This is a genomic window from Streptomyces sp. NPDC033131, assembly GCF_055578365.1.
Genome location: NZ_JBVIPA010000036.1, coordinates 47292 through 65477, shown reverse-complemented (window position 1 = coordinate 65477; position 18186 = coordinate 47292). Strand labels below are relative to the sequence as shown.

At 70.6% G+C, this 18186-nt stretch carries 15 protein-coding genes and 1 pseudogene; 5 read left to right on the top strand and 11 right to left on the bottom strand.

Translation table 11 applies throughout. The annotated features are described in order from the left end of the window. Window positions 1-43 precede the first annotated feature (43 nt). Complete coding sequence (locus ACZ5XS_RS34565) at window positions 44-2155, top strand: hypothetical protein (protein WP_468658062.1); 2112 nt, start codon at window positions 44-46, stop codon at window positions 2153-2155. Beyond that, on the top strand, window positions 2155-3726 hold the full coding sequence (locus ACZ5XS_RS34560) for a hypothetical protein (protein WP_468658060.1): 1572 nt from the start codon (window positions 2155-2157) through the stop codon (window positions 3724-3726). The genes ACZ5XS_RS34565 and ACZ5XS_RS34560 overlap by 1 nt, the downstream gene beginning before the upstream one ends. A 66-nt stretch (window positions 3727-3792) precedes the next feature. Here the strand turns inward: ACZ5XS_RS34560 and ccsB are convergent, their stop codons facing one another. From ccsB to hemL, 7 genes are all read right to left on the bottom strand, one after another. Continuing rightward, on the bottom strand, window positions 3793-4869 hold the full coding sequence (gene ccsB / locus ACZ5XS_RS34555; RefSeq protein ID WP_468658058.1) for a c-type cytochrome biogenesis protein CcsB: 1077 nt from the start codon (window positions 4867-4869) through the stop codon (window positions 3793-3795). A 186-nt stretch (window positions 4870-5055) separates the two neighbouring features. Next, on the bottom strand, window positions 5056-6774 hold the full coding sequence (gene resB, locus ACZ5XS_RS34550; RefSeq protein WP_468658056.1) for a cytochrome c biogenesis protein ResB: 1719 nt from the start codon (window positions 6772-6774) through the stop codon (window positions 5056-5058). A 3-nt stretch (window positions 6775-6777) separates the two neighbouring features. Continuing rightward, window positions 6778-7551 (bottom strand): cytochrome c biogenesis CcdA family protein, encoded by a 774-nt coding sequence (locus ACZ5XS_RS34545; RefSeq protein WP_468658054.1) that lies wholly within the window; start codon window positions 7549-7551, stop codon window positions 6778-6780. Between the two features lies 1 nt (window position 7552). Beyond that, window positions 7553-8161 (bottom strand): TlpA family protein disulfide reductase, encoded by a 609-nt coding sequence (locus ACZ5XS_RS34540; RefSeq protein WP_468658052.1) that lies wholly within the window; start codon window positions 8159-8161, stop codon window positions 7553-7555. A 66-nt stretch (window positions 8162-8227) separates the two neighbouring features. Then, window positions 8228-9523 carry a polysaccharide deacetylase family protein gene (locus ACZ5XS_RS34535; RefSeq protein ID WP_468658050.1) on the bottom strand — a complete coding sequence of 432 codons (1296 nt, stop codon included), beginning with the start codon at window positions 9521-9523 and terminating at the stop codon, window positions 8228-8230. Window positions 9524-9634: 111 nt separating this feature from the next. Further along, window positions 9635-10336 (bottom strand): histidine phosphatase family protein, encoded by a 702-nt coding sequence (locus tag ACZ5XS_RS34530; protein WP_468658048.1) that lies wholly within the window; start codon window positions 10334-10336, stop codon window positions 9635-9637. Next, complete coding sequence (gene hemL / locus ACZ5XS_RS34525) at window positions 10333-11652, bottom strand: glutamate-1-semialdehyde 2,1-aminomutase (protein WP_468658046.1); 1320 nt, start codon at window positions 11650-11652, stop codon at window positions 10333-10335. The genes ACZ5XS_RS34530 and hemL overlap by 4 nt, the downstream gene beginning before the upstream one ends. A gap of 597 nt (window positions 11653-12249) precedes the next feature. Here hemL and ACZ5XS_RS34520 point away from each other — a divergent pair. Continuing rightward, window positions 12250-12687, top strand: a complete 438-nt coding sequence (locus ACZ5XS_RS34520) for a hypothetical protein (RefSeq protein WP_003974483.1) — start codon at window positions 12250-12252, stop codon at window positions 12685-12687. An 85-nt stretch (window positions 12688-12772) separates the two neighbouring features. Here ACZ5XS_RS34520 and ACZ5XS_RS34515 read toward each other — a convergent pair whose 3' ends face one another. Both ACZ5XS_RS34515 and ACZ5XS_RS34510 read right to left on the bottom strand, forming a co-directional pair. Beyond that, entirely contained in the window at window positions 12773-13948 is a 1176-nt protein-coding gene (locus ACZ5XS_RS34515) for a M20 family metallopeptidase (protein ID WP_468658044.1), read from the bottom strand. Window positions 13949-14003: 55 nt separating this feature from the next. Next, window positions 14004-15558: pseudogene (locus ACZ5XS_RS34510) on the bottom strand (AbgT family transporter). Window positions 15559-15694: 136 nt separating this feature from the next. Here ACZ5XS_RS34510 and ACZ5XS_RS34505 point away from each other — a divergent pair. Both ACZ5XS_RS34505 and ACZ5XS_RS34500 read left to right on the top strand, forming a co-directional pair. Beyond that, a complete protein-coding gene (locus ACZ5XS_RS34505; RefSeq protein WP_468658042.1) occupies window positions 15695-16720 on the top strand; it encodes an AsnC family transcriptional regulator in 1026 nt (341 codons plus the stop codon). A 28-nt stretch (window positions 16721-16748) separates the two neighbouring features. Beyond that, window positions 16749-17120 carry an ArsR/SmtB family transcription factor gene (locus tag ACZ5XS_RS34500; RefSeq protein ID WP_468658040.1) on the top strand — a complete coding sequence of 124 codons (372 nt, stop codon included), beginning with the start codon at window positions 16749-16751 and terminating at the stop codon, window positions 17118-17120. A 63-nt stretch (window positions 17121-17183) separates the two neighbouring features. Here the strand turns inward: ACZ5XS_RS34500 and ACZ5XS_RS34495 are convergent, their stop codons facing one another. Continuing rightward, the gene (locus ACZ5XS_RS34495; RefSeq protein WP_468658039.1) at window positions 17184-17843 is read right to left on the bottom strand and encodes a hypothetical protein; all 660 of its coding nucleotides are present in this window, start codon (window positions 17841-17843) and stop codon (window positions 17184-17186) included. 124 nt (window positions 17844-17967) lie between these two features. Beyond that, window positions 17968-18183, bottom strand: coding sequence for a hypothetical protein (locus ACZ5XS_RS34490; protein WP_468658037.1), 216 nt, complete (start codon window positions 18181-18183; stop codon window positions 17968-17970). Window positions 18184-18186: the final 3 nt, after the last annotated feature.

The following is an 18186-nucleotide window of genomic DNA, read 5'->3' as shown; positions in this document are numbered from 1 at the left end:
CTCTCCTTACCCTGAGGTTGGAGTCTCTGGGGGGAGAGATGCGGTGGGCAGACCGTTGCACGGGCGCGGGGCGCTGTTCGACACCGATCCGGCCGGTCTTGCTCCGCGGCTCGTGGGCCTGCGTCCGCATCAGCACCGGGCCACTGCCGTGGAGCATCCGAAGGAACTGCCCTTCGTGCTGCTGACCGGGGGGCGCGGGCTCGGCAAGAGTGCGGTGCTCGGCGAGTTGCGGGACGCCTACAAGGGGCACACACCGGTCGCGTCGGTCGACTGCGAGGACGTCCAGTTCGCGAGGCCGACCGGCGGGCGGCCCCTGGAGGCCTGGTCGCCGGTGTCGCAGGCGCTGCTGGTCGTCGCCGAGCAGCTGGCCGAGCCGGTGACCGGGGCCGGGCGGATCGCGTTCGGGCGGCTGATGTCGGGTCTGGTCGCGGTCGCGGCGGGCGGCTGGGACGACGCGGACTCCGAGCGGATCCGGCGCGAGGTGGAGCGGATCCTGCTGCTGAACGAGGGCGGGTCGTGGGTCGCCGGGTTCGCGGGGCGGATGGCCGGCCGGGTCACCGCCAACGTCGTCGCGGCGGTGAGCGGCACCGGGCCGCTCGTGGCGTCGGCGATCGAGGCGACCCTGGAGTCCTTCTCCGACAGTTTCGTCAACCGGCGCCAGCAGCGCGCCTCCGCCTGGTGGCGCGACTACCCGAACGCGGGCGGCGACGCCCGGCGCGGGCTGATCCTGCTGTCCGGGCACTTCCGGGCCGGCGGCACCTCCCGGGAGCACGCCGAGCGGTATCTCGTACGGGCGCTGCTCGCCGACCTGGCCGACGCGTACGCGGGCGTGCTGCCGCGGATGCAGCGGCTGGGGCGGCCCCTCGTGCTCATCGACAACGCGCACCGGGCCCCCGGTCCCGGCCTGGCCGACGCCATACTGCGCGACCGCGCCGGCGGGATCGCCGACCAGGTCGTGTTCGTCGGCGGGCTGCGCGGCACCGACCGCCCGGTCCTGCGCAGCGCCGTCCGGCGGACCCTGGCGGAGGTCGCGCGGCGCAGCGACTGGGCGCCGGACCCGGCGGCCCACTCGTCCCGGGCGCTGCTGGTGGCACTGCCGCCGCTGAGCCCGGACGACACCCTGCACCTGGTGGGCGCCGCCTGCGCACAGGCCGCGGTGCCGCCCCGACTGCCGTACGCCATCCACCGGCTGACCGGCGGCAACCCGCTGGGGATCGTCCACCTCGCCGACTCCGCCGCGCAGAACCTGCCGGGCGCCGCCTCCCTCGGGGAGCTGCTGACCGCGGACGTACGGCTGGACGACGACCGCGACGGGCGGCCCACCTATCTCGAACTCCTCGACCGGCTGGTGCCCGCCGACCGGCTGGACGAGCTGACCGTGCTGGCCGCCGCCCACGACCACGCCTCGGCCTGCGCGCTCGCCGAGGCACTGCTGCCGGACGACTTCGGACCGGCGGACGTACGGGCACTGGAGACCCGGCTGGTGGCGGAGGGTCTGCCTCAGGTGCCGGGCCGGTTCGTCGGGGACTCCTTCGTACGGACCCTGCTGTTGCTGCGGCTGCACCATCGGGACCCGGACCACGGGCAGTGGCGGCAGGCGCACGAGACGCTGATCCGCTCCTACGCGCACGCGGCCGACGACGACGATCCGGCCCGCGCCCGCTACCGGCTGCACCACGAACTCGCCCTGGGAGGCGCGGAGTCGGCGGTGGCGTATCTGCGTGACACGTTCCCCGCCCTGGACATCCGCGTCTGGCTGCGGTCGCTGCGGTTCATCGCGTCGGCGCCCTACTTCCACGCCCATGACCCCGAGGGCCACGACTTCGCCGGAGCCGGACGGGACGACCGGCGGGCGGCGGTCGCGCTCGGGCGTACGGACGCCGGGCAGGTCGTGCCGGAGGGCGCGGACGCCGTTCTGCACCTGCGCATACGGCGGCTGCTGCACGCCGTGTGGCAGCTGACCGACCCGCTCGCGCTGCCCGACGCGAAGGTGTGCGACCGGCTGCGGTTCGAGCTGGAGCAGCTGTCCAACCTGCGGCCGGCGGGCAACGCGCTGCTGTGGCGGGCCTCGCGGGACTGGCCCGAGGACGCGCTCGCCGGGCGGGCGTTGCGCGTGCCGGACGACGACGAGGACGAAGCGGACGGGGAGGCGTGATGGCGGGGAGCGGTGCGGGCGGGGGTTCGGGCAGAGGCTTCGGCACCCGGCTGCGTGAGGGGATCTGGGAGATACCCCTGCGCCGCTATCTCGCTCTGCTGGTCGCCGCCGCGGTGGTGGCCGGGCTGATCCTCGGCGTCCGGGTGCTCGCGCACGACGACCGGTCCTGCGCGGCCGGGGTGGTACGGCCCGAGGGCAGCGACGAGTGCGTGGGCGTGTCGGCGACGGACTACTACTTCGGCCGGCCCCAGCTGCGGGAGACCGTCAGGGCGATCGACCGGGAGAACAGGTCGCTCAAGGCCGACAGCTATGTCACCGTCGCCCTGTTCGAACCCTTCACCTCGACCGACGCCGACAACCTCGGGGACGTGCTGCACGAGTTGCAGGGCGCCTATCTGGCCCAGTACCAGGCCAACCACAAGTCGGCCGGGCAGACCCCGGCGATCCGGCTGGTGCTCGCCAACCCCGGGGCGACCGGCGCCCACTGGGAGCACACGGTCGACCAGTTGGAGGGCATGACCGAGGGACCGGACCGGCTGCGGGCGGTGACCGGGGTCGGGCTGAGCACCGAGAACAACAAGAAGGCCGTCGCCGAGCTGACCCGGCGCGGGATTCCGGTGATCGGCTCCTCCATCACCGCCGACGACCTCGCCAACGGCCAGGACGGCACCGATCCCTTCCCGGGGCTGGCCCGGGTCTCCCCCACCAACACCGACGAGGCCCGCGCGCTCGCCTCGTTCGCCAAGGTGACGGCGGGCAACGCGCTGCTGGTGTACGACAAGCCGGGCGACCCGTACACGACGACGCTGCAGAAGTCGTTCGCCGACCTCATCAAGGGCTCGCCCTACGAACCGCAGCCCTTCACCCCGCCCGACGACCGCAGCCAGGAGGGCACCACCGCCAACACGTTCCGGCAGATCACCCACCTCGTGTGCGACACCGCTCCGGACACCGACACCATCCTGTTCGCCGGACGCCACACCCAGCTGCGGCAGTTCATCAACGCGCTCGGCGGACGCGGCTGCCAGGACCGCAGGTTCACGCTCCTGACCGGCGACGAGGGCTCCTACCTGACCGGTGACAAGGACCTCGACCGCAGCGCCCTCACGCACAACCTGTCCGTGCGCTACACCGCCCTCGCCCACCCGGACGCCTGGACGAAGGACCCGGCGAAGACGGGCGGCTCGGCGCAGGGCGCGAGCGTCCTGAACGGTCTGCTCGCGAGCAGCAAGCGCGAGCCGGTCGGCCCGATAGGCCCGATCACCCTCTCGGACGGCCAGCTGATCATCGCGTACGACGCGATGCAGCTGGCCGTCAAGGGCATCCGCGAGGCCACTCCCGACGGGAAGGTGGTCCCGCCGCTCGCCGACGTCGGCCTGCAGTGGCCGCAGGTCAAAGGCTCGCTGAAGGTGAGCGGGGCGAGCGGCTGGATCTGCCTGGACGTGCACGGCAACCCGTACGACAAGGCCGTACCGGTGGTGGAGGTGACCCCGCAGGGCACCAACCGTTTCGTGAGGATCGCCTGGCCGGAGGGAAAGCCGCCGGCGAAGGAGTGCCTGCCGCCGTCCTAGGACCGGCGAAGGCCGGCTCCCGTGACTCAGGTCACAGAGAACCGGCCTTCACCGTGAGGGAGTCGGTCACACGCCCGCGTAGGAGTGCTTGCCGCTCACGAAGATGTTGACGCCGTAGTAGTTGAACAGCCAGCAGCCGAACGCGAGCAGCGCCAGGTAGGCGGCCTTGCGGCCCTTCCAGCCGGCGGTGGCGCGGGCGTGCAGGTAGCAGGCGTAGGCGACCCAGGTGATGAACGCCCAGGTCTCCTTGGGGTCCCAGCCCCAGTAGCGGCCCCAGGCGTCGCCCGCCCAGATGGCGCCCGCGATGATCGTGAACGTCCACAGCGGGAAGACCGCCGCGTTGACGCGGTAGGAGAACTTGTCCAGCGACGCCGAGGCGGGCAGCCGCTCCAGGAACGAGGTGGCGAACTGGCCGGGCTTTCCGCCGCTCGCCAGCTTGTTCTCGTACGAGTCCCTGAACAGGTAGAGGATCGTGCTGACGGCGCCCACGTAGAAGACCGCGCCGCACAGGATCGCGGTCGAGACGTGGATGTACAGCCAGTACGAGTGGAGGGCGGGAACCAACTGGTCGCTGGCGGTGTACAAGACGGTGACGGCGATGCCGAGATCGAGGAGGACCGTCGTGATCAGGAACAGGCCGAGCCAGCGCACTTTCTTCTTCAGCGCGAGCAGCGTGAGGTACACGCCGACGGCGACCGTCGAGAAGGTGATGTTGAACTCGTACATGTTGCCCCAGGGAGCCCGCTCCACCGAGGCCGCTCGGGCGACGACCCCGCCCAGCTCGATGAGGAACGCGAGCACCGTGAGGGACACCGCGACACGCCCGTAGAGGTCACCCTGCGCGTCGCCACCGTGCGCGCCGGGCCCGTCGGGCACGTCACGCGCACCGGCCGCGGCCCGCACGACCACCTTCGGCCGCTCCAGTACGGCGGTGGAGCCGCCCTTCTGCACGGTGACGTCCGGTGCCTTCGTCTCCGTCCGGGAGGTGAGCGCCGCGGCGGTACGGCCGATCTTGCTGCGGCCACCGAAGATCCATTCGGTGATGTACGCGAAGAAGGCGAGGGTGTAGACGGCCATCGCGGAGTAGATCAGCGTGTTGCTGAGGTTCGCGAGGTTTTCGTTGGTGGCGGCGGCGAGTGTCACCTCAGCGCTCCTTCGGTGGATATCCCGGCAACGTGCGGTCGGGCGGCGAGATCTGCAGGTAGCGTGTGTTCGTGTTCACCGGGCTGGTTTCAACCCGGCTGGCGTTGATCGTGGAAGACCTGGAGGGCCGCTGGTCCGCCGGGCGGCGTGAGCCAGGAATCTCCCTTGTTCCGCGCGGGAGAGGATTCAATTCTCAGGCCTTTCGGCAGATGCGGCGTCGGAGTCGGACACACCGTCCGGCTCCGCCCCCGTGTCGGTGGGCGCGCCCGGTGCCTGGTCGTACAGGATCCCGGCGAGGTCGCCGAGTTCCTCGGGCACCTTGGCGGACTCGCTGCGGCCGAGGCCGGCCATCTCGACGAGGGTGACACCGTCGTCGCCCTTGACGGCCCGCACCCACACGCGGCGGCGCTGGATGAACAGGGAGCAGGCCAGACCGAAGATCGCGGTGATCGCGCCGCCGAGCGCCCAGCCGCTGCCGGGCTGCCGGGTGATCTGGAAGTTGGCCCATTCCTTGGTGGCCTCGTAGGTGACCGAGCCGGCGCCGCCCGGGAGCCGCATGGTCTCGCCGGGCTTCAGGTTCTCCCTGAGCTGCTCGCCCTTGGAGTTCTTGAACTCCTTCAGGTGGCTCTTGTCGAGCTGGTACACGCTCTGCGGGATGCCCGAGTCGACGCCGAGGTCACCGTGGTAGGCCTCCAGGTTCAGCACCGGGTTGGTGAGCGCCGGGAACTGCGAGGCCACCTCGTTGCCGGGCACGTAGGACGGCAGGAAGAAGGCCTGGAAGCCGAGCTGTTCCCTGACGCCCTTGGCGTTGCGGTAGCCGTCCATGACCTTGATCGCACCGGAGGAGGTGACGTTGGAGTCGAGCGGCAGGAGCGGGACGGCCTGGCTGTAGACGACGTTGCCCTTGCCGTCGCGGACGGTGATGACGGGCGCGTAGCCGTGGGCGGTGAGGTAGACCTTCGAGTCGCCGATCTCCAGCGGCTCGTTGACCTTGACGATGGTCTTCTCGTCCTTGCCGTAGGCGCCGACGCTGTAGTCGAGGGCCGCCTGGTAGGTGCGCGGGGTGCCCTTGTTCGGGCCGCTCGTCTCGTAGGTGCCGGTGAAGTCGTCGAGGACGAAGCTGAAGGGGTCCAGGTCGTCCTGGCTGAAGAGGTTGCCGGACTTGAAGTCGTCGTACTGCGTCATGGTGTTGGAGAACCCGTCGCCCTCCACGACCAGCTTGTTGCCCTCCATCTTGAAGAGCTGCCCCCACGCGAAGGCGGTCAGCAGCACGATGAGGGCGATGTGGAAGGCGAGGTTGCCGACCTCACGCAGATAGCCCTTCTCGGCGGCGACGGCGTCCCCGGCGAGGTGGGCGCGGAAGCGGCGCTTCTTCAAGAGGGCGAGCGCGGCCTCGCGGACCTGCTCCGGCTCCGTCTCGGTGCGCCAGGTGGTGTAGGCGGGCAGCCGGGTCATGCGCCGGGGGGCGCCCGGCGGGCGGCCGCGCAGCTGGCCCACGAACTGCCAGGTGCGCGGGACGATGCAGCCGATGAGGGAGACGAACAGCAGGATGTAGATCGCGGAGAACCACACCGAGCTGTAGACGTGGAAGAGCCCGAGCTTGTCGTAGACGTCACCGAGGGTGGGGTTCGCGCTGCGGAAGTCGGCGACCTTCGTCTCGTCGGTCCCGGACTGCGGGATCAGCGAGCCGGGGATCGCGCCGAGCGACAGCAGCAGGAGCAGCAGCAGCGCGACCCGCATGGAGGTCAGCTGCCGCCAGAACCAGCGGGCCCAGCCGATGACGCCCAGGGATGGCAGGTTGGGCAGCTCTTCCTTGGGTGCGGTGGACAGCTGGGAGCCGGCGGCGCCGAGGTCCTGTTCGTCCGGGGTCGCGTCGGCGGGCGCGCCGGTGGTGGTCTTGCTCATCGATCAGATCCCCACAGTGAAGCCGTTGGACCAGTTCTGCATCTCGGAGACGATCTGGTCCCACGCGCCGGTCAGCAGCAGCAGACCGGTCACGATCATCATGGTGCCGCCCAGGCGCATCACCCAGACGTAGTGGCGCTTGACCCAGCCGAAGGCGCCGAGCGCCTTGCGGAAGGCGACCGCGGCGAGCACGAACGGTACGCCGAGGCCCACGCAGTACGCGACCGTCAGTATGGCTCCGCGGCCGGCGCTCGCCTGGCTGAAGGACAGCGCCTGCACGGAGGCGAGGGTGGGTCCGATGCACGGCACCCAGCCGATGCCGAAGAGGGCACCGAGGACGGGGGCGCCGACCAGTCCGGTGGCCGGCTTCTTGTGGAAGCGGAACTCGCGCTGGGTGAGCCAGGGCATCAGGCCCATGAAGAAGACACCCATGAGGATCATGAGCACACCGAGCACCTTGGACAGGATGCCCTTCTGCTCCTGCAGCGACTCGCCGAAGTACCCGAACAGGGCCCCGCCGGAGACGAACACGGCGGTGAAGCCGAGCACGAACAGCGAGGCACCGACGACCATCCGCCCGCGCCGGGCGTCGGCCAGGTCGGTGCCGGTGACTCCGGTGACGTAGGAGAGGTAGCCGGGGACCAGGGGCAGGACGCACGGTGAGAAGAAGGAGACGAGTCCGCCGAGCAGGGCGACGGGCAGGGCGACCAGCAGGGCGCCGCTGAACACGGTCTCGTTGCGGCCCGTCGCCTCGGCGAGGGTCACCAGCGCGCTCACGTCACTTCTCCGCGAGGACGGGCTTGAGCATGCTGAGCAGATCCTCTTCACCGAGGGCCTGCAGCGCCCGCGCGGCGACCTTGCCGTCCTTGTCGATGACCAGCGTGGACGGGATGAGCTGCGGGTTGAGGGTGCCCTTCTTGAAGCGGAGCATCAGCTTGCCCGTGGGGTCGTACAGGCTCGGGTAGGTGATGCCGAAGTCCTTCTCGAAGGAGAGCGCGACTCCGGTGCTGGTGTCCCGGGTGTTGATGCCGACGAACTGGACGCCCTTGCCGGCGTACTCCTTGGAGATCTTGGAGAAGTACTTGGCTTCCGCGCGGCACGGGCCGCACCAGGAGCCCCAGACGTTCAGGACGACGACCTTGCCCTTGTAGTCGGCGACGTCGAGCTGCTTGCCGGCGATGGTGCCGCCGGAGAGGTCGGGGGCCGCGACCCGCTTGCCCTGCGCGACGGTGTCGATGCCGTTGTTGCCGGTGACGAAGTTGGTGTCGCCGCCTCCGCCTGACGTACCGCCGGAGCCGCACGCGGAAAGGGTCAGCGCGGCTGCCGCGGTGACGGCGGTGAGCAGGACGGCACGACGACGGGTGCGACTACGGCTGGCGGCACTCATGTGAAAAGTTTCGCATGCCCGTTCTGGGGATCTTGCGCACCCCCCTTGCGGGCGGAAACCCGCATTTCAGGCAGCGTTCGAGGGGGTCCCGGAGGCGGTCGCCGAGGCGGTGCCCTTCAGGAACTCGTTCCAGCCGCCGGCCGGCTGCTGCCCGACGTCGAGCGTCCGCAGCGTGGCCAGCACCTCCGGCTTCTGCACGTCCATCCAGTCGACGAACTGCCGGAAGGAGACCAGGCGCACGTCCTCGCCCTTCTCCTTCTCCCGCGCGATGTGCTTCAGGGCCTCCTCGACGGCGTCCATGTAGATGCCGCCGTTCCACTGCTCGAAGTGGTTGCCGACGAAGAAGGGTGCGCGGTTCGTCTCGTATGCCCGCTTGAATCCCCCGATGTAGGCGCCGGCGGACTGCTCGCGCCAGGCCGGGTGGTTGTGGGAGGGCGCGTTGGTGGAGTTGACGGACTGGTTGGCGAGCATGTTGTAGTCCATCGACAGGACCTCGAACCGGCGGCCGGGGAAAGGTATCGCCTGCAGGGGCAGGTCCCACATCCCGTCCCGCTTCCGCGGCCAGACCTGACGGCCGCCGGGCGAGGAGGCGTCGTAGCGCCAGCCGAGTTCGCGGGCGGTGGGCAGCAGGTTGTCCTGGCCGAGCAGGCAGGGCGTGCGGCCGCCGACGAGTTCCTTGTCGTAGTCGAAGGGCAGCGCGGGCAGGTCGGTCCAGCCCGTGTTGGTGCGCCACTCCTTCACGAAGGACTTGGCCTGGTCGATCTCGCTGCGCCACTGCCGGGGCGTCCAGTTGCCGACGGATCCGGTGCCGCCGCAGAAGTGGCCGTTGAAGTGGGTGCCTATCTCGTGCCCTTCGAGCCAGGCCCGCCGGACGTTGGCCAGCGTCGCCTTGACGTGCTCGTCGGTGAGGTAGCCGATGTCGGAGGCGCCGCGCGGGTTGTTCGGCGGGTCGTAGAGGCGCTTCTTCGACTCGGGCAGGAGATACAGCCCCGAGAGGAAGAAGGTCATGCTCGCCTCGTGCTCCTTGGCGAGGTCGAGGAAGCGCGGGAAGAGGCCGTTGCCGACCTCGGCGGCCCCGTCCCAGGAGAAGACCACGAACTGCGGAGGGGTCTGCCCCGGCTCCAACGGCTCCGGCTTCGCGGGCTGGTGGGGCTGCCTGCCGGTGAAGGAGGTGGAGCCGTCACCGAGGGGGCGGGCGGTGGGCTTCGGGCTGCTCGGACGGCCGTCCCCGGAACCGGAACCGGAACCTCCGGCATGGTTGGACCCGTCTGACGAGATGAGCGTGCCGCACCCCGCCAGTCCTGCGGCGGCCGCGGCGCCCGCGCCGAGTCCGAGTGCTCCTCTGCGGGTGAGAGTGCGCATCGCATCCCCGTTCGTCACGTTCTCTGCTGGTCACCCAGTCAGAGGCGGCGACGAACGGGGAGGTTCCTCCGGTACTTGCGGATTTCGTAACAGAGGCGTGCAGAACGGGCCCTACGCCCCGAAGGCCTTGCCCTGCCCCTTCACCGGCCTGGCACCGGCGAGGAGATGGGCCGGGACGAGGTCGCGGGCCGGCTCGGTGTAACCGACGGACACGATCCTGTCGCCCTGGTACGTGAAGGTCGTCAGGGACGCGAGCGTGCACTGCCGCTTGCGCGGGTCGTGCCACAGCCGCCGCTTCTCGACGTACGACCGCACGATCCAGATCGGCAGCTGGTGGCTGACGAGCACGGCCTCGTGGCCACGCGCCCGGTCCTTCGCCGCGTCGAGCGCGCCCATCATGCGGATGACCTGGTCGACGTACGGCTCACCCCAGGACGGCTTGAACGGGTTGACCAGGTGCTTCCAGTTCTCGATCCGCCGCAGCGCCCCGTCCCCGACCCCGAAGGTCTTGCCCTGGAAGACGTTCTCGGCCTCGATGAGCCGCTCGTCGGTGGCGATGTCCAGCCCGTGCGCCTTGGCGATCGGCGTCGCCGTCTCCTGCGCCCGCTCCAGCGGGGAGGCCACGACGTGCGTCACGTCACGGCCGGCGAGGTGCTCGGCGACCCGGTCGGCCATCTGCCGGCCGAGCTCGGAGAGGTGGTAGCCGCCGAGACGGCCGTAGAGGACGCCGTCCGGGTTGGCGACCTCGCCGTGCCGCATGAGGTGGACGACGGTGATGTCCTTGATGTCGTTGCCGTTGCCGTTGCCGCTCATGCTTGCGTGGCCTCCGCAGATGCTCGGGCCGCCGCCGGAAGGGCGTCGGCGATCCGCTGGACGGCCCGCTCGTCGTGGGCCGTGGACACGAACCAGGACTCGAAGGACGACGGCGGCAGGTAGACGCCGCCCGCCAGCATGGAGTGGAAGAAGGCCGTGAAGCGGTACGACTCCTGCGCCTTGGCGTCCTCGTAGTCACGGACCGGGCGGTCCGTGAAGAAGACGGAGAACATGTTGGAGGCGTTCTGCACGGTGTGCGCGACGCCCTCCTTGGTGAGGGCCCCGGAGACCAGCGCCTGGATCTGCGCCGACACGTCGTTGACCTTGGCGTAGGCCGCGTCGTCGAGCAGCCGCAGCTGGGCCAGACCGGCGGCGGTCGCCACGGGGTTACCGGAGAGGGTGCCGGCCTGGTAGACGGGCCCGGCGGGCGCGAGGTGCCCCATGACGTCGGCGCGGCCACCGAAGGCGGCGGCCGGGAACCCGCCCCCCATCACCTTGCCGAAGGTCATCAGGTCGGGCCGGACGCCGTCGATGCCGTACCAGCCCGCCTTGCTGGTCCGGAAGCCCGTCATGACCTCGTCGGAGATGTACAGCGCGCCGTTCGCCGCGCACACGTCCTTCAGCCCCTGGTTGAAGCCGGGCATCGGCGGTACGACGCCCATGTTGCCCGGCGAGGCCTCGGTGATCACGCAGGCGATCTCGCCGGGGTGGGCCTGGAAGGCGGCGCGCACGGCGTCGAGGTCGTTGTAGGGCAGGACGATGGTGTCGCCGGCCTGGGCGCCGGTGACGCCGGGGGTGTCGGGGAGGGCGAAGGTCGCGACCCCGGACCCGGCGGCGGCGAGCAGCGAGTCGACGTGACCGTGGTAACACCCGGCGAACTTGATCACCTTGGTGCGCCGGGTGAACCCGCGGGCGAGCCGGATGGCCGACATGGTGGCCTCGGTCCCGCTGGACACCAGCCGCACCTGCTCCAGCGGCTCGATCCGGCCGACCATCTCCTCGGCGAGCGTGACCTCGCCCTCACCGGGTGTGCCGAAGGAGGTGCCGCGCGAGACCGCGTCCCGCACGGCGGCGATGACCTCGGGGTGGGAGTGCCCGAGGATCATGGGCCCCCAGGAACAGACCAGGTCGACGTACTCGCGCCCGTCGGCGTCCGTGAGGTACGGGCCGCTGCCGGACACCATGAACCGGGGCGTTCCGCCCACGGCACGGAAGGCGCGCACCGGGGAGTTCACGCCGCCGGGCGTGACGGTGGCCGCGCGGTCGAACAGGGCCTGCGAGACAGGCGCATCGTATGAATAGGGCAGTTCGCTCATGTTCTGCGACTTCTCCGACCTTCTCCGACTGCTCGGACTCCGGTTTTGCCAGTGACCTCCTCAGGGTAGGCCAGGGGGCACCGACGGCAGCGGGACCGCTGCCGAGGCGGGGGGCGGATGCGCTGCCGAGGCGGGGGCGAATGCTCTGCTGAGACGGCTACTGACCCGGCAACCAGTCCCCGCCCTCCGTGATCTGCGAGACTGGGACCTGATACACACAGCTCACAGGGACGAAGTTGTGGTGAGCCCTGTTCAGGGGCTGCGAAGATCCTGCGGTCAGGTGTTTCAACGCACGTTTCGGCGGGCGGCCGTGGGGGAGGTCACTGACACGATGATCGGGTTGCGCGGCGGGGGCCACGCGTCCTAGAAAAGCAGTCGGGTGGAGATATGCATCGCGGTGGCGGACTGGGCGAGGGGACTGACGGCCTGGGTCCTCGACGTGCCCGGCGGGGAAAGCACCGACGCGACGCGGAGGAATCGAACGAAGCCCGGCAGGGACACGTTGTACCAGGTGTACCCGGTGGACCGGGTGAGGAGCCGGAGCGGGCCGACCGACGGGTCGACCGGCTGAGGGCGGGGAGCAGGAATGGTGGTCGGGTGGGGGTGACGTACAAGTATTTCGGCGCGCCGGACGGCGCGACCGCAGCCCGCGTCCCGATCTCGATGCGCCCCGAGGAACTCGGCGGCGACGAGCTCGGCATGAACGGCATGTTCACCAAGATCAAGCCGGAGACCATGGCCGCGATGGTCCTCACCGGCATCGAGGGCGTCCCCCTCCACAAGGTCCCGCCGCTGGAGCTGGTCGTCCTGCACCCCGACTACGCGGTCGTGAAGCTCCCGATGACCGTGGTCGACCCGCTCCGTGGCATAGGCGAGGAGGCGGTGGGCGCGGCGGCGTTCATCTGGTCGACGGTGCCGGACCGGGGCGGGCCCCGGGACGCGTTCAACGTGTACCAACTGCTGCACGAGTGGCAGGACTTCAGCCACCGGCTGCATGAGGCGGGGCATCAGCCTTATTGCCTGGTGTGGCCGTGAGCTGAGGTTTCCCGAGTGCCGGGCGGGGTTTTCGGGCCCCGCCCTCGTCATGTCCGGAAGGGCCCGGCGGTTGTCGTCGCCGTATTCAGCCGCGCAGCGGCCGCGTGAGTCGTCCGAGCAGCCCGGCGACCAGTGCCGTCTGCGCGGGCACCGTGTCGGGGTAGATGAACTCGCCCTGGGCGTGGGCGCCGTCGCCGACCGCGCCCATGCCGCACAGCACCGGCAACCCGAGCGCGGCGACGAAGTTGGCGTCGCTGGCACCGCCGACGGCGGCGTCGGGCAGTTCGCCCCGGCCCTGCTCGCGGGCGACCTCGCGGGCCAGGGCGAGGAGAGGGGCGGAGGCGGCGTTGAGGGTCATCGGCGGCCGGTTCCAGGCGTGTTCGATGTCGAGGCGGACGCGGGGGTCGCTGACCTCGATGGCGTCCAGTGCGGCGTCGACCCGGTCCTGTTCGGCCTCGCTGCCGACCCGGATGTCGACGCTCGCGGTGGCCTGTCCGGCGACGACGTTGGTGGCGGAGCCGCCCTTGATGAGCCCGGTGTTGACCGTGGTGCCCTTGCCGGGGTCGGCGACGGCCGTGGCGGCGACCACGAACTCGGACAGCGCGGTGATCGCGCTCGCGCCGTCCTGGGGGGCGAGCCCGGCGTGCGCCTCGACGCCGGTGGCGGTGACCCGGAAGATGCCGGAGCCCTTGCGGGCGGTCTTGACCGCGCCGTGAGCGGTCGGCTCCAGGACCAGCGTGACGTCGGCCTTCTGCGCGACCTTCTCGATCACCGGGCGTGAGGACAACGAGCCGATCTCCTCGTCGCCGTTGAAGAGGAAGGTGACGGTGGGCACGGGTGCGCCGCTCTCCCGGGCCAGCTTCAGGGCCCAGATGCCCTGGGCCAGGCCGGTCTTCATGTCGAAGATGCCCGGTCCGCTGAGCTTGGCCCTGCCGTCCGTGGCCGGCTGCTGCCAGCCGGCGAGCGTGCCGGTCGGCCACACGGTGTCGTAGTGGCCGACGAGCGCGACGTGCCCGGCGCCGGTGCCGGTGTACGTCAGCGTGAGGGTGTCTCCGTACGCGCCGCCCGGGTGCCGGTGTTCGCGGTCGGGCCGCCCGAGCCGGTGGACGGCCAGCTCGCGCAGGAGGTCCAGGCCTGCCGCGAGCCCGGACAGGTCGTAGCTGCTGGTCTCGTGGCGGACGAGCGTCAGGATGTCGGTGACGGTCTCCGACGAGACGTCCTGGGCGCGGGCGGTGAGAGCGACAGCGGGCGATGCGGTCATGATCTGCTTTCTCGTACGGGAGTGGGGGGTGGCGTTTGCCGGCGGCAGGGCGGGGTCAGCTGATGCCGAACGGGATGCCCAGCAGGTACCAGGCCACGAAGAACGCGATCCAGACGACCCAGACGACGGCGGCGATGGGGATCGTGAAGGAGGCCAGGGTGCCGATACCGGCGGACTTGCGGTACTGCTGGACGAAGCCCAGCGCCATCACGAAGTACGGACTCATCGGGGTGACGCAGTTGGTGACGGAGTCGGCGACGCGGTAGACGGCCTGGGTGGTCTCGGGCTCGATGCCGATGAGCATCAGCATGGGCACGAGGACGGGCGCGGCCAGCGCCCACAGCGCGGAGCCGCTGGTGATGACGAGGTTCATGAACGTGATCAGTACGGCGATGCCGACCAGCACCGTCCAGCCGTGCATGTCCAGACCGCGCAGGGTCTCCGCGCCCTTGACGGCGAGGATGTTGCCGATGTTCGTCCACTTGAAGTAGGCGAGGAACTGGGAGATCGCGAAGAAGAGGACAAGGATCGGCGCCATCGACCGGGTGCCGTCGACCATCGCGGCGACGATGTCGCGGGCAGCGGAGAAAGCGCCGGTCATCCGGGCCGTAGACGGTACCGAGGACGGCGAAGAACACGCCCAGGACGAGCGCCATCCCGCCGATCAGCGGGGAGTCGACGATGCCGCCGCTCTCGCCGCGCAGCGGTGAGGACGCCGGGATCATGGCGACCACCAGGAACGTGAGGAAACCGAGGGCGACCAGCCCGGTCGCGCGCAGGGCGCGGCGCTGCTGCCCGGTGACCTCGATCGCCTCCAGTTCGTCGGCGTTCAGCGCGGCGACCGGTTCGTCGGGCTCCAGATCCGAGCGGCGGGCGAGGACCTTGTCGACGACGAGCGTGATCACCAGGGCCACGAGGACGGACGAGCCCAGGCCGAAGAAGTAGTTCGCGACCGGGGTGACGACGTATCCGGGCTCGATGGTGTGGGCGGCGGCGGTGGAGATCGACGACAGCAGGACGTCGGTCGTGGTGAGGGACGGCGAGGCGTCGTAGCCGGCGGAGATGGAGACGTAGGCGACGATGCAGCCGAGCACCGGGCTGCGGCCCGCCGCGCGGAAGACGAGTGCGCCGAGCGGGATGAGGGTGACGTAGGCGGCGTCGCCGGCGACATGGCTGACCATGGCCGTCATCGACAGCGCGAAGGTTAGATACCTGCCCGGCACCCGCGCGACCATCCTGCGCAGCAGGGCGGAGAACAGTCCGCTCCTCTCGGCGACGGCGATGCCGAACATCACGGTGAGGATGGTGGCCAGCGGCGGGAAGGCGGCGAAGTTGTCGACGGCTCCTTCGACGGCCATGGTGAGGCCGGCTCTGCTGAGCAGGTTCTGGACCTCGATGCTCTCGTGCGTGCCGGGGTGCGCGGCGCTGACGCCGACCGTCGCCAGCACGGCACTGAGGACGGCGACGACTCCCGCGAGGATCCAGAACAGCCAGAACGGGTTGGGCAGTTTGTTGCCGGCCTTCTCGATCGCCGCGAACGCGCGGAACGCGGCGCGCAGGACTCTCGAGGGGGGTTCGGTCGGCCGGGGTGGGGTCGCGGTGGCGCTCATGGGACCTCTTCGTGGAGCCATGGAGAACGGAAGGGGATGTTCTCGCAAACCATGACAGTAGAATGAGAGATTCTCTAGTCTCCGTCTGTAACAGTGGGATTAATCGGCAAGCTTTCGCAGTCTAAGGTGGGACACCATGACCCGCCCTCTCCTCGACGAGCTCGACCGGCGCCTCATCGGGGCACTGCACCTGGCACCCCGGGCCACCTGGGACGACATCGGCGCGATCCTGTCCGCCGACGCCGGCACGCTGAAGCGCCGTTACGACCGGCTGCACGAGGCCCGGATGGTCCGCGTGATCGGGCAGGCCGACTGGGGCGTGCACTCCACGGCGATGCCGGTCCACGTCTTCCTGGACATCACCGGCGACACCCCGCTGGCCGTCCTCGACCGGCTCCGCGACCTGCCCCACCTGCAGCTCCTGGCGCAGATCTCGGGCGACTATCCCCTCTACGCCGTCGTCCACGCCCCCTCGGAGGCGGCCACCAGCGAGGCGATCGACCGGATGTTCTCCGTCCCCGGCGTCCGTCGCGTCAACGCCCTGCCCGCGCTGAGCACCCTGCGCCGGGGCATCACCTGGGACCCCCAGTTCCTGACCGACGCCGAGCGGGCCGAACTGCTGAAGCAGGCCGGCGCGCGGCCGGAAGGTACCGCGACGGCGACGCCCCCCGCCAAACCCCTCAGCGAGGCCGAGCGCACGGTCGTCACCCAGCTGATCCAGGACGGCCGGGCCTCCGCCGCGAGCATCGCCCGGGCCTGCGACCTCGCCACTTCCACCGCCCACCGCGTCGTACGCCGCGTCCTGGACGAACGGTGGGTCCAGCCGCGCCTGGAGATCGTGTCGGAATGGCTGGGTTTCCAGACCCCCTTCATGCTCCGGCTGCGGGTCGCGCCCGGCGAGACCCCCGACGTCATGCGCCGCATCGACCGGCTCCCCCAGACCCGGCTCGTCGCACACGTGGCCAGCGACATGTCCGTCCTCGCCACCGGCCTGGTCACCGACCGCTCCGCCCTGGCGCTCTTCATCGACGACGAACTCGCCAGGATCCCCGGCATCCTCACCGTCAGCGTCGACGTCATGCTCGCCGAACCGCGCCGCTACTGGCTGGACCGGGACCTGGCCGCCGGTCTCGGGGAGTTCCACGCGCCGGCGCTGCCCTAAGTGGTTCGACGTATGTCAACATAGATGCATGTCAAACCTGAAGGTGTTGCCTCTGCTGGAGCCGGCGGCGGCCCCGGAGGCCGCCGCACCGTGCTGCCCGCCGCTGACCGAACGGCCCCTCACCGCCGACGAGGCCGAGCGGACGGCGCGGATGTTCAAGGCGCTCGGCGACCCGGTCCGGCTCCGGCTGTTCTCGCTCGTGGCCTCGCACGAGGGCGGCGAGGCGTGCGTGTGCGACATCTCCGACGTCGGCGTCTCCCAGCCGACCGTCTCCCACCACCTCAAGAAGCTCAAGGAGGCCGGCCTCCTCACCTCCGAGCGACGCGGCACCTGGGTCTACTACCGGGTCGAGCCGTCGGTGGTCGCCGCGATGGCACAGATGCTGAGGGTCGCCGGCTGAGCGGCGCCGGGAAAGTCCGTACGGCTCCCCGTCGGGGAGCTCCACCGCTCTCCCCGCGGACGGTCAGTCCGGCCGTGAGGTGCGGTTCTCGTGGGCGTGGGTGTGGCCGTCCCGGCCGCCGGTGGCCGTGTGCGGGCCGAGGGGAAGGACCAGGGCGCGGAGTACCTCCGGGGCCGACGGGCGCGGGCTCGCCGGGTCCGACGGGCGGCGGACATGACCGATGTCCTGCCATCCCCACGACAGGAAGGCGTCGAAGGCCTTGGTGTCGGCCCGGTCGACCAGCGTCGCCCCGAGGGAGGCGTGATGGTCGGCGAGCAGGCGTTCCTGGAGTCGGCGTGCGAGGTTCCGGTCCATCGTGTGGGGGTGGACCAGGGTCTCGGCGATCGCGAAGACGTGTCCGGACGCGGTGAGTTGTTCCACGCTCCGGGGAAGGGCTCCGACGAATCCCCGCCACCACGCCCCCTCGCGCCGTACGGGGAATCCGTAGGCGCACCCGACGAAGGCCGTGTCCTCTCCGACCAGCAGGGCGAACCCGGGCCGGCGCATGTCACCGGTCAGCCGCCGCAGGAACCCCTCCCGGCCCTCGTGTTCCCTGCCGGCCCGCGCCCGCGAGGCCTCCACGTACAGGTCGGCCAGATCCTCCCGCAGGGTCTCGGCCTGCCCGCGGCTCAGCCGCCGCAGGCGTACCCCGTGCGCGGGTGACGGCGTGTTCGCGACCGTCACAGCGCACCACCGTCCAGGGTGAGCAGGGCACGGCTTTCGCGGCCGACAGGGACGGTTCGGTCATGCCGCTGCACGTTCGGTCCGGGATGGGTCATGGCTCCTCTCCGGGGCGTCCTCGTCGGGCCTACGACTGGTCGGGCGCGTCGGCCTCCCGCTGTCCCTCGCGGGCGCGGCGCGTCTTCCACGGGCGGGCCGGAACCGGTATCCGCAGAGCGGGGCGGGGCGAGCCGTAGTGGAAGGCGGCGATGCGCTCGTCGTGCTGCGCGTTGAGCCGTCGGATGAGGAGCACGCCCACGGCGGTCATCGCCAGGATCACCACCACGGTCACGATGGCCTCCATGGC

Excerpts from the sequence above, each read along its gene's own strand:
- ACZ5XS_RS34560 (WP_468658060.1), top strand. The coding sequence starts at position 2,155 with ATGGCGGGGAGCGGTGCGGGCGGGGGTTCGGGCAGAGGCTTCGGCACC.
- resB (WP_468658056.1), bottom strand. The coding sequence starts at position 6,774 with ATGAGCAAGACCACCACCGGCGCGCCCGCCGACGCGACCCCGGACGAA.
- ACZ5XS_RS34540 (WP_468658052.1), bottom strand. The coding sequence starts at position 8,161 with ATGAGTGCCGCCAGCCGTAGTCGCACCCGTCGTCGTGCCGTCCTGCTC.
- ACZ5XS_RS34535 (WP_468658050.1), bottom strand. The coding sequence starts at position 9,523 with ATGCGCACTCTCACCCGCAGAGGAGCACTCGGACTCGGCGCGGGCGCC.
- ACZ5XS_RS34530 (WP_468658048.1), bottom strand. The coding sequence starts at position 10,336 with ATGAGCGGCAACGGCAACGGCAACGACATCAAGGACATCACCGTCGTC.
- hemL (WP_468658046.1), bottom strand. The coding sequence starts at position 11,652 with ATGAGCGAACTGCCCTATTCATACGATGCGCCTGTCTCGCAGGCCCTG.
- ACZ5XS_RS34515 (WP_468658044.1), bottom strand. The coding sequence starts at position 13,948 with ATGACCGCATCGCCCGCTGTCGCTCTCACCGCCCGCGCCCAGGACGTC.
- ACZ5XS_RS34505 (WP_468658042.1), top strand. The coding sequence starts at position 15,695 with ATGACCCGCCCTCTCCTCGACGAGCTCGACCGGCGCCTCATCGGGGCA.
- ACZ5XS_RS34500 (WP_468658040.1), top strand. The coding sequence starts at position 16,749 with ATGTCAAACCTGAAGGTGTTGCCTCTGCTGGAGCCGGCGGCGGCCCCG.
- ACZ5XS_RS34490 (WP_468658037.1), bottom strand. The coding sequence starts at position 18,183 with ATGGAGGCCATCGTGACCGTGGTGGTGATCCTGGCGATGACCGCCGTG.